The 16640-nt window shown below is 35.5% G+C and carries 12 protein-coding genes; 6 read left to right on the top strand and 6 right to left on the bottom strand.

All coding sequences use genetic code 11. The features are described 5' to 3' along the window. The first annotated feature begins 7 nt into the window (after positions 1 to 7). The 3 genes from tnpA (at position 8) to RMO83_RS04745 (ending at position 3082) form a co-directional block, all read left to right on the top strand. Positions 8 to 601, top strand: a complete 594-nt coding sequence (gene tnpA / locus RMO83_RS04755; protein ID WP_310558534.1) for an IS200/IS605 family transposase — start codon at positions 8 to 10, stop codon at positions 599 to 601. A gap of 292 nt (positions 602 to 893) precedes the next feature. Next, entirely contained in the window at positions 894 to 2495 is a 1602-nt protein-coding gene (locus RMO83_RS04750) for a fumarate hydratase (protein ID WP_310558533.1), read from the top strand. A gap of 110 nt (positions 2496 to 2605) precedes the next feature. Continuing rightward, the gene (locus tag RMO83_RS04745; RefSeq protein WP_310558532.1) at positions 2606 to 3082 is read left to right on the top strand and encodes a hypothetical protein; all 477 of its coding nucleotides are present in this window, start codon (positions 2606 to 2608) and stop codon (positions 3080 to 3082) included. A 382-nt stretch (positions 3083 to 3464) separates the two neighbouring features. On the opposite strand, the gene dprA is transcribed toward RMO83_RS04745, so the two are convergent. Further along, entirely contained in the window at positions 3465 to 4565 is a 1101-nt protein-coding gene (gene dprA, locus RMO83_RS04740) for a DNA-processing protein DprA (RefSeq protein WP_310558531.1), read from the bottom strand. 102 nt (positions 4566 to 4667) lie between these two features. Between dprA and RMO83_RS04735 the strand changes: the two genes are divergently transcribed. Together RMO83_RS04735 and RMO83_RS04730 are read left to right on the top strand one after the other, a co-directional pair. Beyond that, positions 4668 to 5615 (top strand): SPOR domain-containing protein, encoded by a 948-nt coding sequence (locus RMO83_RS04735; RefSeq protein WP_310558530.1) that lies wholly within the window; start codon positions 4668 to 4670, stop codon positions 5613 to 5615. Positions 5616 to 5923: 308 nt separating this feature from the next. Then, a complete protein-coding gene (locus RMO83_RS04730; RefSeq protein WP_310558529.1) occupies positions 5924 to 6232 on the top strand; it encodes a hypothetical protein in 309 nt (102 codons plus the stop codon). A gap of 72 nt (positions 6233 to 6304) precedes the next feature. Here the strand turns inward: RMO83_RS04730 and RMO83_RS04725 are convergent, their stop codons facing one another. Genes RMO83_RS04725 through RMO83_RS04715 form a run of 3 tightly spaced genes read right to left on the bottom strand, consistent with a single transcriptional unit; the run spans position 6305 to position 13818 of the window. Further along, positions 6305 to 9562, bottom strand: coding sequence for a DUF5107 domain-containing protein (locus RMO83_RS04725; RefSeq protein WP_310558528.1), 3258 nt, complete (start codon positions 9560 to 9562; stop codon positions 6305 to 6307). Positions 9563 to 9567: 5 nt separating this feature from the next. Beyond that, positions 9568 to 12399, bottom strand: a complete 2832-nt coding sequence (locus tag RMO83_RS04720; RefSeq protein WP_310558527.1) for a sugar-binding domain-containing protein — start codon at positions 12397 to 12399, stop codon at positions 9568 to 9570. A gap of 33 nt (positions 12400 to 12432) precedes the next feature. After that, positions 12433 to 13818 (bottom strand): sugar porter family MFS transporter, encoded by a 1386-nt coding sequence (locus RMO83_RS04715; RefSeq protein WP_310558526.1) that lies wholly within the window; start codon positions 13816 to 13818, stop codon positions 12433 to 12435. Between the two features lie 139 nt (positions 13819 to 13957). Here RMO83_RS04715 and RMO83_RS04710 point away from each other — a divergent pair, with 139 nt between their 5' ends. Next, positions 13958 to 14854 (top strand): AraC family transcriptional regulator, encoded by an 897-nt coding sequence (locus RMO83_RS04710; protein ID WP_310558525.1) that lies wholly within the window; start codon positions 13958 to 13960, stop codon positions 14852 to 14854. A 44-nt stretch (positions 14855 to 14898) separates the two neighbouring features. Here the strand turns inward: RMO83_RS04710 and RMO83_RS04705 are convergent, their stop codons facing one another. Continuing rightward, on the bottom strand, positions 14899 to 15918 hold the full coding sequence (locus RMO83_RS04705) for a glycosyltransferase family 9 protein (protein ID WP_310558524.1): 1020 nt from the start codon (positions 15916 to 15918) through the stop codon (positions 14899 to 14901). A 47-nt stretch (positions 15919 to 15965) separates the two neighbouring features. Continuing rightward, positions 15966 to 16571, bottom strand: coding sequence for a DUF4254 domain-containing protein (locus RMO83_RS04700; protein ID WP_310558523.1), 606 nt, complete (start codon positions 16569 to 16571; stop codon positions 15966 to 15968). Between the last annotated feature and the right edge of the window lie 69 nt (positions 16572 to 16640).

The raw sequence follows: 16640 nt of genomic DNA, 5'->3' as shown, positions 1-16640 counted from the left end.
TTACAAAATGTTTCGAGCCGATGGCTCTGTAAAATGTAAAAGTTCCGTAGGAACGACAAATATTGTAGCAACGGATTTCAATCCGTTGATGATATCAAATAATAAGAAATTGAGTTCCATAGGAACGGTACATATAAATATGGCAAACACCTATCATCAAGTTTATATTCAAGTTGTTTTTGCTGTTAAATACCGTGAAGCTGTTATTACTAATGAATGGAAATCTTTAGTATTTGGTGTAATTGGTAATTTAATAAACGAAACAGGTTGTAAAACCATTATTGTAAATGGAGTTGAAGATCACGTTCATTGTTTTATAGGGTTAAAACCAACGGTTTCCATCTCGGATTTAATGAAAACTGTAAAAGCAAAATCATCCAAATATATTAATGACCATCATTTGACTAAATCAAGGTTTGAATGGCAGGAAGGTTATGGTGCATTTTCATACAGTCATTCTCAAATTAATTCTGTTTATAAATACATAGTCAATCAAGAAGAACATCATAAAAAACAAACATTCAAGGAAGAATACTTGGAGTTTTTAGATAAATTCGAAGTTCCTTTTGATGAAAGATATATTTTTGAGGATTTGAAATGAACCGAGCCTACGGCTCTCATTTGGATAGATTAGTTAGGTAACTGGACTAAAGTCCAGCCTTACAATATGTGTCGAGCCAATGGCTCTTTAAAATGTAATAGTTCCGTAAGAACGATTTATATTGTAGCAACGGATTTTAATCCGTTGGAATAGGAACAATCCATATTATAGCAATGAATTAATTTCCGTTGGAAAGTTTTAATTTATAACAATTCTAAAGGATAAGTTGACATAAATCACAATGAATTCCTTCTATAATTCTTATATTTGACGTTCTAAAAAAACTCGTATTATGGACTTTATATACTCGGATCCTTATCCAATTTTAAAAGACGATACCAAATACCGCAAAATCACTTCTGATTTTGTAACAACCGAAAAACTAGGCGAAAGAGAAATCTTGATAGTTGACCCAAAAGGGTTAGAATTGCTTTCGCAAGAAGCGTTGAAAGATGTTTCTTTTATGTTGCGAACGGCACATTTAGAAAAGCTAAAAGCCATACTTGACGATCCAGAAGCAACAGACAACGACCGTTTTGTGGCTTATAATTTATTGCAAAATGCCGTTGTTGCCATCGACGGTGAATTGCCTTCTTGCCAAGACACCGGAACAGCGATTGTAATGGCCAAAAAAGGGGAAAATGTATATACAGGAGTCGATGATGCCGAATGGCTATCCAAAGGGATTTTTAACACCTACCAAGAAAGAAATCTTCGTTATTCCCAAATTGTACCGATTAGTATGTTTGAGGAAAAAAACTCCGGTTCGAATCTTCCGGCTCAGATTGATATTTATGCCAAAAAAGGAGCTTCTTATGAGTTCTTATTTCTAGCAAAAGGTGGAGGTTCTGCCAATAAAACCTATTTGTACCAACAAACGAAATCTTTATTGAATGAAAAATCTTTGGATGCTTTCATCCGTGCCAAAATAATGGATTTGGGAACTTCAGCTTGTCCGCCGTATCACTTGGCTTTAGTGATTGGAGGAACTTCTGCGGAAGCGAATTTGGCCACGGTTAAAAAAGCATCCGCAGGTTATTTTGATCATCTTCCAACTTCTGGAAATATGGCAGGTCAGGCTTTTCGTGATTTGGAATGGGAAGAAAGAGTACAGTTAATTTGCCAGCAAAGTGCTATTGGAGCTCAATTTGGCGGTAAATATTTCACGCACGACGTTCGGGTAATTCGTTTGCCGCGTCACGCTGCTTCTTGTCCAGTTGGATTGGGAGTTTCCTGTTCAGCCGATAGAAATATCAAAGGGAAAATCACCAAAGACGGTATTTTTGTGGAGCAATTGGAAGTAAATCCACAACGGTTGTTGCCAGAAACAGCACCACATTTGGAACCCGCTGTCGAAATTGATTTGAATCAACCAATGGCTGAAATTCTTAAAAAATTATCACAATACCCCATCAAAACGCGATTGAAACTAAACGGAACGTTGATTGTAGCTCGTGATATTGCCCACGCTAAAATTAAAGAATTATTGGATGCCGGTAAACCAATGCCGGAATATTTTAAAAACCATCCTATTTATTATGCTGGGCCTGCAAAAACACCTGAAGGAATGGCCTCGGGAAGTTTTGGACCGACGACTGCCGGTAGAATGGATGTTTATGTCGAAGAATTCCAAAAAAATGGTGGCAGTATGGTTATGCTAGCCAAAGGAAACAGAACCAAAGAAGTAAAAGAGGCTTGCCTAAAATATGGTGGATTCTATTTGGGTTCCATTGGAGGCCCAGCAGCAATCTTAGCAAAAGAGAACATCCTTTCAGTTGAAGTAGTTGATTTTGAAGAATTAGGAATGGAAGCGGTTCGAAAAATCACCATTAAAGATTTCCCAGCTTTTATTATCACAGATGATAAAGGAAATGATTTCTTTGAGAATTTGTAGATTTTGATTAAATAAATGCATCAATACTTTCTATTTTTGTACAATTCTGAACTTTTAAAAGTAAATGCTTACAAACCAATTCAATTATTTAACAACTAAATTTTAACATAATGAAGAATATATTTATTACAATGATTATTGCTTTCGTATCGACCACATTTTGTCTAGCTCAAAAAATTGATGTCGAAAAAGTAGCAGGCGGTCATAAATTTTCCCAAAATGGAGTTGTACTGACTATTGATAATCTGTCTAGTAAAGTGGCATCTAATGAAGAATCCTTACGCTTGATAAATAAAGCAAAATCAGCTGGTACATTCGCAACTATTTTAGGATATGCTGGTGGTGGGCTTATTGGTTGGCCATTGGGAACTGCCATTGGTGGTGGAAAAGCAAACTGGGGTATTGCAGGTATTGGCGCTGGCCTTGTTGCAATTGCCTTTCCCATTGCAGCAGGTGCTGACAAAAAAACCAAACAAGCTGTAGAATTATATAATGCTTCTTTAAATCCTACTTCTTATTTTCGCTCCAAGGCGGAATTCAATGTTGTTGCTAATGCTAACGGAATAGGACTTTCGATGAGTTTTTAATACTAATTAAAAAATTAATTATGTGATTTAAATGAAGAGTTTTAAATCGATTTTTTGATTAGAAAACGCAATCTACTAAAACGATTTGTTTGCTTAAATGATGCTTTTAGAACTGGTTTTTAATTTCCTAAAATAGTATAAAAGCAACGTGCCAAATTCAAAAGTATGAACCAACATCTTTGTTTTAGGATTGTTTTGTCAGTAGCATTTCAAGGATTTCTCCTTCGACAATTTGATTTGATTAGGTGGAAGCGATTTTTAAGCACAAAAACGCAAAGTTCACAAGGATTTTTAACTGCAGATTGCTTCGCCTATTCGCTATCGCTCAGGTCGCAAATAATTTCAAAGTTTTTGAGATTTAAAATTTGCTAATTTGCGGTTTTTAAATCGCCTCAAACAACTTCCCTGGCAAGGGTCGAATCACGCCTTTCAGTTCCATATTCAAAAGCATTCCCGAGATTTTATAAATGGGGAAATCACATCGCAAAGCAATAATATCCATCAATTCTTTTCCGTTTTTTAAGAGATAATCATACACTTTTTGTTCATCAACTTCGAGTGTGACAAACAATTGTTTTTGCACGGGTTTTGTTTTGCTTTCAATATCCCAATTTAAGATATAAATCAAATCGGCAGCACTTGTTAGCAGGTTTGCTTTTTGGATTTTGATTAGATTATTGCAACCTTGACTGTATTTATCAGTGGTTCTTCCCGGAACAGCAAAAACATCGCGATTGTAATCGTTGGCAATATTTGCCGTAATTAGCGAACCTCCTTTTTCGGCTGATTCGATGACGATTGTGGCTTCTGAAATTCCTGCTACAATACGGTTTCTTCGAACAAAATTCTCCTTTTCTGGGTTAGACGAACTCCAAAATTCCGTCATAAAACCTCCATTTTCTTCGACTTTGGCAACATATTTCTTGTGCGTTTTAGGGTAAATTTGATTTAACCCGTGAGCCACAACGCCAATCGTTTGCAAATCGTGTTCCATCGCCAATTGATGCGCAAAAATATCGACTCCATAAGCAAAACCACTTACGATTACAGGATCAAGCGGCGCCAAATCTTCAATCAATTTTCGACAAAATTCCATGCCGTAAGACGTGATTTGTCGCGTTCCAACGATACTGATGGTTTTTTTATTCTTCAAGTCTATATTTCCCGAAGTAAACAGTAAAACCGGTCCATCGATGCAATGTTTTAACCGTTCTGGATAATTTTCATCAAGAAAATAAGCGACATTTATTTCGTTGGATTGGATGAATTGAAGTTCTTGTTGTGCTTTTTCGAAAATGGTTTTATCTTTCAATTTTTGCAATAAAACAGATCCAATTCCATCAATAGCAGCGAGTTGGGAAGTTTTGGTTTTGAAAACTTCGGTAGCATTTCCGCAATGATTAATTAATTTTTTGGCCACAATATCGCCCACGCCTTCTACTTGTTGCAGTGCCAATAAATGAAATAAATCTTGGTCAGTCATACTAATTGTTTGAGGCTGAAATGTATAAAATTTTAGGCGGATTGTTAATAAAAATTGTGAATAAAATTTTGATAACTATTTTCAATGTATAACTTTGTAACTATGAACATCGAACACCATATCTCACAGCTTTTGTACCGTTACCAATGTGTAACCGTACCTGGTTTTGGCGCTTTTTTGACTGAAATTCAGTCGGCTCAATTAATTGAAAGTTCCAATTCGTTTTTCCCTCCAAAGAAAATGATTTCTTTCAATGCCTATCTCAAAAACAACGACGGATTATTGGCCAATCATATTGCACAAGCCGAAAAAACTTCTTATGAATATGCCGTTAGCGCCATTCAATACGAGGTTCACAATTGGAAAAAATCGTTGCAAGAAAACGGAATATTTTCCATAAAAAACGTAGGAAATTTTTCGGTTAACGCTGATAAAAATTTGATTTTCACTCCTTATGACCACATAAATTATTTGACAAATTCTTTTGGTTTAAGTGCCTTTGTTTCTCCAATGGTAAAAAGAGAATTATTCGAACAAAAAATCGAGGCGCTTGAGGAAAATATCAAGGAAACTGAAGTAATTGCTTTAATTCCAGAAAGAAGAAAAACCAGTGCTTATTTGAAATATGCAGCTGTTTTTGTTTTGGGATTAGGTTTAACGGGAGCAATTGGTTATCCTGTTTACCAACAACAAATTGCGAATGAAACTATACTTGTTGAAAAATCGGTTCAGAAACAAGTTCAAAATAAAATTCAAGAAGCTACTTTCTTTATCGAAAATCCTGTTCCTGCAGTTACGCTTACGGTTAAGGAATCAAAAATGTCCTATCATATAATGGCTGGCGCTTTTAGAGAAGAAAGAAATGCTCAAAAAACGTTTGAAAAATTATCTAGGCAAGGCTATAAAGCGCGACGCATTCCACAAAATAAATACGGGTTATTTCCCGTTCTTTACGGAAGTTATGCCACTTTTGCTGAAGCCGAAAAAGCAAAACAAGAAATTCAAAATACGGTTAATCCTGACGCTTGGGTTCTGGTTGAATCATTATAAAAAAAGAAAGCCATTTTTAATCGAATGGTTTTTTTATGCTCATTTAATTTAAAATCGCTCTAAATATTTATATTTCGTCAAAACGATAAGAGCGTATATCCATTAAAACAAAGGCAAGAATGCTAAATAGCATAAAAAAAGTAGAGACAAAAATATTAGACATCAAAAAAGTTCTAAAAACAATGTACGCAGTTACGCCTGAAAGCTTTCTGATAAAAGTGACTTAATTTGTTTGTTGACCCCAATTAAATAAATTGATTCACTAACAATTTGAATTACAAACTAATCATTTTTTAAGTTTTTATAAAATGAAATCCACGAGAGAAATATTCAAAACCAACCCTTCCCTACTCGACGAACCAGAAGTAGTACAGCTTTTAGACTATTGTGAGCAACTGCAAGATGAAATCGTTGAATTCAAATTTCAGAAAACGAACAATAAAGAATTGGCGATGCTCGATATGCTCAAAGAAGTCATCAAAGGCTGCAAAACCATACAAAAAGAACAAATGGAACATGAGCGTTTTGGTTTTGAAGCTCCTGCTTATCAAGAAACTATTTCAAACTTGCAACGTTATATTTTGAAACGTTGTCAGGATGAGAAAATTTATTTGTGAACGAAATTATAATAAAGATTTCCAAGCTCGAAGTAGATAAAAAAACATTACGGAATTTAACCTAAACGGTATTCAATAATGAATCTGAACTCCTTGGTGGTTGATGTCCATTTCTTTAGCTTTTAATAAATGTGTGTTTGACTTCACCATTTCGCCTATGCCTTTGTTTCCTAATCCCATCAAATAATGACAATGAATCTTATTTCGGAAGGTTAAGTCATCATCCCAAATCAATAAATCTGGTAATGAAACTGCAAAATAATCGAGTTTCACCGTTTCATTCAAATGTTCTTGTCCAAAAGAAATCAAGGAATTAAATCGTTGTTTTGCTTCCTCACCACGATTTAATTTTAATAAAGCCAAACCTTGATAAAATATTTTATCTGGTTTCTGATCATTATAAAAAATTGCGGCGGCAGGTTCTGTATTTCCGCTTTTTGCCAACTCCCAATATCTATTTGCTTCATCTATTTGATTTAATCCTTCATAACAACAACCCAACCAATAGTTAAAATCATTTTCTTGTGCTCCAGAAAGTCTTCCTTCTCCTAGACTGTCTGGATATTGAAAACATTCTTCCAATAATTCTAGGGCAGATTCGTACTCGTTTTTTACTAACTTTTGTTTTGCCAATTCTACTCGTGCCAACTGATATTGTGCTGTTACTTTGCCTTCACCGCCTTCCCATGGGTGAAAAATCCGATTGTTAATCAAATCCATTGCTCTAGAGAAATTCCCTAATTGATTGTTGAGCGTTGCATATTCTAAATACACGTCATCACGTTGCACAACTAAATCTAAATGTTTTTCTAGAAACAACAATCGTTCTGCGTGGGGTTTGCAAATACGTTTGTACAATTGATCCAACTCCATTAAGATTCTAGAGTCACTGGCATCTAAAGAAAAAGCCTTTTCCAGATATTCAACTGCTTTTTCTTGCTGTTGCAATTTATTGAAATATCCTAACGACAAATTTCTTAATACCGTGGGGAATGTTCCGTCAATTTCTGCCGACTTTTCCCAGCAAGCAATAGCTTCGGGATACTGGCGCTTATCATACCATAAATTTCCTAAATAATAAGGCGCTTTTGAATCTTTTGGGTTCACTTTTTGAGCCACTTCTAATGCTAGTATGGCTTCTAAACGATTAGGAAAACAATATTCTGGTGCGTGAGTTGCAGCTATTTCAAATACGTCCTTAGAATCATCATTGGCTAAACTTAATGCCCAACCCATATAGTAATACGTCATTGGCGTAGTTGGACAAACTTTGATTCCCTCCTTGAGCAAACGAACTGCTTCGTCATACATTCCTGCTGCAATATAATCTAAAGCAACTATTTCATAATTATGTATTTCGCCGCGCATCAGCGTATTCATTTCCACTAAAGCATTTGCCGAATTTAATATCAGATAATGTTCAAAACGACATCCAAAATTGAATAAATCTATTTGTAGCGAAGCGTCTATTAGTGCTAAAGCCTCTTTTTCCTTTCCTAATTTTCTAAAAATGGCGGTTTTCAAGGAACGAGCTTTATGGTTGTGCCAATTGCGTACTAACGATTTATCAATCTCAAGAAGTGCATCAGTTAGATTGTCATTTTTAAGTGAAATTAAAGCACAAGCAAAATATCCTATATCTTGCATAGCCGCATTCCAACAGGATTTATAGAAAGCAGCATAAGCCTGTTTGCTTTTGCCTTGAAATTCTAATGCCAAGCCAAGATTATAATGCGGCTCACCATCATAAGGATTTGGATTCGTTTGTAATTGTGTATCAATGGCGGCTTTAAAATACTTTTCGGATTCGGCAAATTTTCCTCTGCGCAGCAGCCATAGTCCTAAGGCGTTGCTATTTCTTAAATCGGAAGGGTCGCGTTTCAAGGCTTCCTTGTAATAATCAGTAGCCACGTATGTAGCGTGCCTGTATTGTTCTAAGTGTAAACCTGTTAAATACAATTGCTCGCAAGTTGCCGTTTCTTCTGGAGTAAAGGCTGCTTTGGCAGGATTTGGAGTTAGTTGTATTTCTTTTTTTTCTGATTTTATGCTTAATAATTCCCTTCCGTTTTCTTGAAGTACTTTTAGACATAATTCTGAAAATGGCACATCGCCCACATCGATTTTTTTCTCATAAACTAGTTCTGGGGTTAAATCTATGGTTTCATCTAAAAAACCATCCAAAATAATTCTGGCCTTTTTCTGCAATGAGGTTGCAAAAATCTTAATTATGGCTTTGTCTCCTTCTTTGTCTAGATTTAAAAGCAAATCTTGTGAAGCATTTTTCACTATGCCCAACTCTCTATAAGGTAGAAAATATTGGGTAAATGTTTTTTCTTCATACGGTTGCATCCAACTAAAATCAGGTTGATTATCTGTAAAAACACCCGCCATCAATTCGATATAAGGTCCATCTTCGTCAGTAAGGTTTCTGTCCCAAGCTTTTCCAAAATCTCCATTTCCCCAAGTCCATTGCTTTTTTCCGGGTGAAATATGGTGATTGGCAACATGCAGTACTCCGGCTTTAGTGTCATTCTCGTAGCCACCCATAAAATTAAATTCTGAATTGATAGCCATATACGATGTTGGGACAGGAATATTTTTATAATTCGAAATATCAACTCCTGCAGAATAATCTACTTTATAATAAGTTCCTGTTGCAATAGGAAATGTAGAAACGTCTCTTTTACCATGATCGAAAACCGCATGCACATCAGGGGGGAAAACCGATTGATAATGCTCGTTTACTGCTACAGCGGGATTTGCCCACCAAAGAAAAGTCTGAGGAACAGGTGTTGGATTATACAATTTTCCTGTAATTTCGAGATAAGCTCTTCCGGGATGTAACGTAAATCCCGCCATTCCTTTTTGGTGAAACATTTTTTCGTTTTCACTCACCCAAACAGTCACACTACCATCTGCATTGTTTTCAATAGTGTGATCAACTGGTAGAAAGGTACTCGGACGATGGTGCTGAGGCCAGTTAAATTCTATTCCGCCCGAAATCCAAGGCCCTGTAAGCCCAACTAGTGCTGGTTTGATTACTTGATTGTAATAAATAAAATGACGTTGTTTGATTTTGTCATAAGCCATTTGTACGCGTCCGCCCAATTCAGGCAGAATCATTACTTTGATGTATTCATTTTCTAGATAAACCGCTTGATATACTTTGTCTGATTTTTTATCTTCTATCTTTTCTACAACTGGATAAGGATATACTACACCACTACTGCCTTGATATACTCTTTTTTCAAGAAAGATTGGATTCTTTTCCGGTTTCCCTATTTCGTAAGTCGGGATCATTACCGATTCTTGCCAGGCTTTAACACTCATTTCTTTTATTTAGAAGTCATTTTTTTTATTATTTCTATATCAACTGCTACTAAAGGGTTGAAGTCTTTGCTTGCCATATACTTTGTCAAGCTAAAAAGCAGTTGTTGTGCTTCAGGACGTTTTTCCATATCCTGATTGAAATCAATTCCAGAGACAAGTAACTTTCCTTTGCCTACTTTTACTTCAAATAGTAGCGCTAATGAACGGTTTGTGACCCAATCGTCAATTACTCGCACTATTGGTTTTATTTCTGTTGAAATTGGTTCAAGCATAATTGCATTGGAATGAGTCATCGCATCCCACCACTGCCAATTACTATGATATTCGGTTGGGAATGACGCTAAAGCTTTATCATTTGGATTACATAAAATACCTAGTGTAGTAGGTTTTTGACCACCTGTCCAAGCGGTATTCCAAAAAATACTCGAAAACCCTATTCCAATTTCGCCGCCAAATTCTGGCTTTAAAGCTCCTTTCTTTAACGTAAGTAGCACTGTTCCTCCTTTTTCGAGGTATTGTTGGCTTAACGAATCAAAAGATGAAATTACTTTTATAGTTTCCGAATCTTTAATTACTTCTTTTTGGGCAGGATAAACCCAAAAATCCCAGTTATTAGAAAAGGTTCCTACGCTAACTTCAAGAATCAATTTTTCTGGATTTTTGATGTCTGTCAAAGAAACTGAAATCGTGCCCAATGGAAAACAATTACCTAATTCGATAGTCGCTTTGGGTAAAAAGCCTGAGAAAAATGTTTTTCCAGCACCGTTTGTAATCTTCCAACTAGGAATGACATCTTGCATCGACCTGTCGCCATAATGAGCCACTTCAACATTTGCAGAAATTGTTTCGTTATTAGTGTATATCAGTTTATCTAATCGAACTAAAGGCACAGTCGAATTGCAAAATTTACTGTATTCTTGGGGCGAAATATATCCTTTTTCATCCCAAAAAGCATCAAGTACTCCCACTAATGCTGTTCCTTGTCCGGGAAAATCATGAAGATCGAGTAATTGGAAACCGCCGAAATCTTTGGTGCGTAATGCAGCCTCAATATCTGCTTTGTAACATAAGGCCTGTAATTTTCCGGAAGCCAGTAAAAAACTATCCCCTAGTTTCTCCATGCCATGCTCTTTTAATGTTTCTTGAAAAATCTCAAAGTTTTTAGCTCTTACAACTCCTGTATATTTTTTTATTTCTTTAAAATTCGGATATACACACCATTGACCAATTTCGTGGCTTACCATAGGCTGTGTAAATTTGGTAATTCTAGACGACCAGTCAATTTTAGTTGACGGAATTTGTGAATTGATACTGCTTTTCAAACCATCACCCCATCGTTGAATTCGTGGATTTGGATCACTCAAAAAATCATTTTCATTTAAGTTTGGCCATCCTGCTCCAGAGGTATAAATTCTTCTTGTGTCTTTATTTTTCCAAAAACTAACGAAAGAGGATAAAAACTTTTTGAAATTTTTACCTCCAGGTTCATTGCCATAAGCCATCATACAAAACGAGGGATGATTGCCATAGGTTTCAATCATTCTCTGACTTTCTTCATATAAATAGCTGTCAAGTGGCTTTCCGTCTCCTAAAGTTGTCGATTGATTTGCCCATGAGGAACATTCGATTTGAAGATAAAAACCGGCTTGATCCGCTGCTTCAAATGCAGCTTCAGGCGGACACCAAGAATGAAAACGAAAATGGTTCAATCCGTGCGCTCGAGCTATACTGAAAATACGAAGCCATTCTGCTTTATCGGTTGGAGGAAAACCAGTTTTAGGAAAGATAGCACATTCCAGTGTCCCACGTAAAAATAGTGGCTTCCCATTTATTAGTAGTTGTTTACCGCTTACCTTAATTTCACGCATTCCAAAACTAGTATTGTATATATCACTAGATTTTTTTGCGATTATTTGGGCTTGTAAGTTATAATTACTAGGATGAAACTCACTCCAAAGCTGTATGTTGTCACCCATTGGAAATTCTATATTCAATGAGTCTATGCCTGTTGCAACAATTACTTTATAGCTTTTGGTTAACATTCCAGAGTTTCCTGAAACATTCAAAGTAATAGTTGCATTTTGTTTTTTGGTAGTTGCATTGTCGATTTTAATCTTCGCAAGAACTAATTTTCTCTGAACATCCGGAAACAACTGGATGTTATTTATTTTGATTCGTGGTTTTGCTTCAAGATAAAGTTGACCTACCATACCGTTCCAATTGGTTTGCGTATGATCAGAAATACTATGTGAATTATGTCCTGGGTCAATTAATTTAGTTCGATTGTCCACACAAATAGTGATTCGATGTTTTCCCGGACTAAGAACATCCGATAATTTATAAATATGTGGCGTGCCTAATGAATTTCGCATACCAATTTCTTTGTCGTCTATCCAAAGTCGGGTTTCCCAATGGCACCGTTCCAAAAAAAGTGAAATACTTTGATTTTTCCATTGTTCGGTTATTTCTATATCTTTTTGGTACCAGGCTGCTCCTACATAATACCTAACAGGTTGTAACCAAAATGGCATTTTTATATTTCCAGAGACTCTATATTTAGCGTATTCCGGTTTTTTATAGTACGAACTGTCTATTAATTGAGCTGTAAATTTTGTAGCAACAGTTACTTCTTCTCCTTTACCATTGGTAGCCATAGAACCCGGTAGTTGTATTGTTTCGGATAGTGCCTTTTTGAACCATTGTTCAGAAATGCCTTTATCAGTTGGGTCAATAGCAAATTTCCATTCTCCCGCTAAGTTGATTCTTGATTGAGAATGCACCATATTTATTGGAATCAAAGCCAATACAAATAAGATTAAAAAAGATATTTTATTCATAGCATTATTTTATTCGTTTCTCTTAACTTTTTTTTACTTCACTAATTCATTCTCAATCTCTTCCAAACTTTTACCTTTTGTTTCGGGTAATCTTTTTAAAATAAATAAAAATCCTAAAAAGCATAGTACTGCATACAGCCAGAATGTTCCCGACACACCAAATCCTTGGTTTAAAAGTGGAAAAGAATAAGTGAGAATAAAACAGGCAATCCATAAAGCAAAAGTCGCCAAAGCCATAGCCGATCCTCGAATTTGATTTGGAAATATTTCAGATAATATAACCCAAGTAACAGGTGCGAGCGACATAGCGTAAATACCAATACCCATAACTACCACAGACAACACGGCTATCCCTTTTAGTTCAAAATAAAAAGCACTACCAAGTAGAATATAGATAATAGCAAGACCAACCGAGCCAAAAATCATCAATTTTTTACGTCCCCATTTGTCAACCATAAATATGGCTATTAGGGTAAAAATTAAATTGACGCTTCCTGTAATTACAATATTGAATAAGGTGTCACTTACACCGTATCCTGCGGCTGTAAATATCTCATCGGCATAATTGAAAACTATGTTGATACCGCACCATTGCTGAAAAACAGCTAGCACAACACCGATAATTAATACCTTTCTATACTTTGAATTCAGTAAGGTCTTAAAATCTACTTTTTCAGAAACATCATTCAACGTTGCTTGAATATTCTTGATTTCATCCTGAGCATATTCAACGCTTCCAATTTTTTTTAACGTAGGGAACGCTTTCTCTTGCTTACCCACTTTCATTAGCCAACGAGGGCTTTCGGGAAGGGCAAACAATAGTAGAAAAAAAGCAACAGAAGGAACAGCACAAGCAAAAAACATCCAACGCCAACCCGTTTGTCCGTTCCAAGAATCACGAATAAACACATCTGAAACTCCAACTGGAACTTTCTCAGCAATAATCAAATTGACAATTTGTGCGGCAAGAATACCAATAACTAAGGTCATTTGATTGATTGAAACAAAACGACCTCTTAAATGCGAAGGAGCAACTTCTGCAATATACATTGGCGAAAGTGCTGATGCTAATCCAATTCCTACTCCGCCAATTATTCTAAAAACAACAAATAAAAAATAACTTGACGCAAATCCTGTTCCTAGTGAAGCCACTGTAAACAAAAAAGCAGAGAGTAGTAACGGCCATTTGCGCCCAAATTTATCACTGATTACACCTGATACCACTGCCCCAATAATACAACCAATCAAAGCGGAACTCATAGCCCAAGCTTGAAGGTTTGGCAATGAAGTAATATCAAAAAAACGTTCATAAAAAGGTTTTGCACCGCCAATTACGACCCAGTCATAACCAAAAAGTAATCCTCCCATAGCCGAAACCATAGAAATAGCAAACAAGTAATAGTTGTTAAACTTCTTCATCTAGTATAAAATTATGAAATACAAATTAACTATAAATTGTAATTCACTCAAATAGAACAAACCACTATAAATATGGATTATATTATTATATAATGCCTAAAAAAGCTATTTTTGAATAAACCTAAAAATATTCGATGATATGGCACAAATTAAAAGCGGATTTATGGGAGAACGTGCTATTGTTTTGCCTATTTCAATTATTGATGAATACAAAAAAACCGAACTAGGATCACTATTACACATCACAGATATAGGGTTTTATCCTAAAGCAAATTTTCACTATAGAAAGAGAACCAAAGCCGAAGTTTCCCAGTATATTTTAGTTTACTGTGTTGAAGGTGAAGGATGGTTTGAAATAAACAATCAGGTCCAAAAGGTTCAGGCCAATCAAGCATTCATTTTGCCGAAAGAAGTGCCGCACTCATATGGGAGCAAAAGCAAAAAACCATGGACGATCTATTGGGTGCACTTTGATGGAGAAAAAGCAGGTTTTTTTGCCGATGGCTTTGATAAACCATTGCTTATATTACCAGAAAAAGACTCTAGGATTGAAGACCGATTTAAGTTATTTGAAGAAATCTTTTCTACTCTAAAAAAAGGATACAGTAAAAGTAATCTGGATTTTAGTGTAACTTCTTTGTTTTACTTTCTTGGATCTTTAAAGTATTTAGGCACTTATCGCGCTTGCAATAATCAAAACCAGAATACATTGCAAAGAGACATAATTGAAGAAGCCATTCATTTTATGCGCGAAAACGTAAGAAAACGTATTACTTTGAAAGAAATAGCTCAATACGTAGCATATTCACCTTCGCATTTTTCAGGCTTATTTCAACGAAACACTGGTAGTTCTCCTTTAAATTATTTTATTCATCTTAAAATCCAAGAGGCTTGTCACCAACTTGACTTTTCAGATATGAAAATTAACCAAATTAGTATGTTGGTTGGCTTTGAGGATCCGCTGTATTTTAGCAGAATGTTTTCCAAGATTATGGGTAGTTCTCCAAGTGCATATCGCAAGAAGAAAAAAGGATAAGTTTTGTACTAATTTCATTTAATCTTTTGTTTATAGCGATAGATTTACGACAACACTAGAGCAATAATTTTCTCGACAGAAATCGTTCGCATTGCACTTTCATAACCTGCCACTATTTTATTTCCGTACACTGAGGTGGGTAATTTTGGAAACAAATTTCTATCCGAAACCAAAGCGTTTTCCAAAGGCTGATTCAAAGGCGAAAATCCAGCAAACGGATGTGTTGCGCCCCAAAGTGTAATGGTTTTTACACCTAACATCGCCGCAATATGAGCATTTCCGGAATCCATCGAAAGCATTATATCAAGATTAGAAATCAGTTGCAACTCCTGCTGAAAATTGAGTTGCCCGGCTATAACAACTACATTCTCTTTGCCTCTTGAAAGCGAATCCAAAAGTTCAATTTCCTTTATTCCACCACCAAAAAGTAAGATTTTATGAGTTTTGTTTTCTGCTAATTTATTAATAACTTCCTGCATTAAATCCAAAGGATAGATCTTGGAATCGTACTGGGCAAAAGGTGCAATTCCAATTTTAATTCCCGCGAAATCGGGAATCCTTTCATTTCCAACTAGCATTTTCAAAATATCATTCGATAAAACTGCCTTTTTAGGGAATGTTGGATTGGACAAATCTACTGTAAAACCGAGTTCATTAAACACTTTTACATGTCTTTCGAACATCGTGGGTAATGGTTTGAAAATTTTATTTTCAGCTCGTGTTAAAGCTGCTTTTTCAGCTCTTCCTTTATCAACAAAAGCAGTTTTTTTTCCGTTCAGGGCGAAAAGTGTTCGAACCACTTTAGATCGCAAAACGTTATGTAAATCGGCAAAAGCGTCGATGTGTAATGCTGATAAATCATGGAACAATCGCAACAATCCAATAAATCCTTTGTGACGCTGTCTTTCGTCGAAAGCAAAGAAAGATAAATTGGGAATTCCGTCAAAAAAAGGTTGGAAAAACGGTCTAGAAATTACTGTGATTTTCACATCCGGATTTTGTTCTACAAAAGCCCTTAAAACAGGAACCGTCATAGCGACATCTCCCATTGCGGAAAGTCTCATGACGGCTATATGTTTGATTTTTTTTGACAATTTAAACTTGTCGAAACTTACTTTTTATTTTGATACAAAACCGGATTCAAATCATCGTCGTTGTACATCTTCATTTGTTTGTACACTTTCATGAATTTATTTCCATTTTCGATGTCGGTTAGCAAGTCTTCAATTGCTGTGAACAAATCGGTTCTTTGCTCTAATAAAATGTTCAATTTTGTTTGGCATTTGTCTTTGTGCTCTTGCGAGGCTTCTGCTCGAGTGGCTTCTTCTTGCATATGATAAATTTTCAAGGCTAGAATAGACAATCGATCAAATGCCCAAGCGGGACTTTCGGAGTTAATTTTAGCATCATTTTTAACTGCAACCTGAGCATATTTTTGAAGAAAATAACCATCGATATATTCTACCATATCGGTACGTTCCTGATTAGAAGCGTCAATTCTTCTTTTTAAAGTCAATGCTGCAACTGGATCAATATTGGGATCACGAATAATATCTTCGAAATGCCATTGAACAGTGTCAATCCAGTTTTTTAAATATAATAAATGCTCTATTTTTTCTTTTGGAAAAGGATTATTGATAGGTTGATCTACATTATCAAATTGATGATAATCTTGAATACTTTGTTCAAAAACGGAATAAGCTAATTTTGAAAACATATCTTTTAAATTTTATAAATACAAAGATAGTTTTTATACATTTACAATGAAACTTTAGACTTTAAACTT

This window comes from Flavobacterium sp. (genome assembly GCF_031423415.1).
In the GTDB taxonomy this organism is placed as follows: Bacteria; Bacteroidota; Bacteroidia; order Flavobacteriales; family Flavobacteriaceae; genus Flavobacterium.
This window is presented reverse-complemented; position numbering and strand designations above follow the sequence as displayed.